Annotated in this window: 1 protein-coding gene; it reads left to right on the forward strand. The window is 67.9% G+C overall.

Annotated features, from left to right (window positions below; translation table 11 throughout):
* On the forward strand, positions 1 to 1081 hold a 1081-nt coding region (gene manB / locus ACFWFZ_RS34430; RefSeq protein WP_387127962.1), incomplete at both ends, for a phosphomannomutase/phosphoglucomutase.

A 1081-nucleotide genomic window follows, 5' to 3' on the forward strand; every position in this document is an offset into this window, starting at 1 on the left:
ACGGCGTCGCACAATCCGGCCCGTTACAACGGGATCAAGATGTGTCGGGCGGGTGCGGCTCCGGTGGGTCAGGACACGGGTCTGTCGCAGATCCGTGCTCTGGTGGAGGGCTGGCTGGACGGGGGTGCTCCGGCGGTCCCGGCGGGGACCGTGCCCGGGGCGGTCACGGAGCAGGACTCCCTCAAGGGCTATGCGGAGCATCTGCGGTCTCTGGTGGACCTGGCGTCGATCCGTCCGCTGAAGGTCGTGGTGGATGCGGGCAACGGGATGGGCGGTCACACCGTGCCGACGGTGTTCGAGGGGCTGCCGCTCGATGTGACGCCGATGTATTTCGAGTTGGACGGGACGTTCCCCAACCACGAGGCGAATCCGCTGGATCCGAAGAACATCGTGGATCTGCAGGCGCGGGTGCTGGCGGAGGGTGCGGATCTGGGGATCGCGTTCGACGGGGACGCGGACCGGTGTTTCATCGTGGACGAGCGTGGTGAGGGTGTGTCGCCGTCGGCGGTCACGGCTCTGGTCGCGGCGCGTGAGCTGGCGCGCAACGGCGGGTCGGGCACGGTGATTCATAATCTGATCACTTCCTGGTCGGTTCCCGAGGTGGTGCGGGAGCACGGCGGCACTCCGGTGCGGACGCGGGTGGGTCATTCCTTCATCAAGGAGGAGATGGCGAGGACGGGTGCGATCTTCGGTGGTGAGCACTCGGCGCACTACTACTTCAAGGATTTCTGGAACGCGGACACGGGCATGCTGGCCGCCCTGCACGTTCTGGCGGCTCTGGGCGGGCAGGACGGGCCGTTGTCGGAGCTGGTGGCTTCGTATGACCGGTATGAGGGGTCGGGGGAGATCAACTCGACGGTGGCGGATCAGGCGGGGCGGCTTGCGGCGGTGAAGGAGGTCTTCGGTGGCCGGGAGGGTGTGACGCTGGACGAGCTGGACGGGCTCACCGTGACCGGTGCGCACTGGTGGTTCAACGTCCGTGCGTCCAACACCGAGCCGCTGCTGCGGCTGAACGTCGAGGCCCGTGACGCGGACACCCTGGCCCGCGTCCGCGACGAGGCCCTCTCCCTCATCCGCGCCT

Origin of the sequence: Streptomyces sp. NPDC060232, assembly GCF_042726555.1 — a bacterium.
GTDB lineage: Bacteria > Actinomycetota > Actinomycetes > Streptomycetales > Streptomycetaceae > Streptomyces.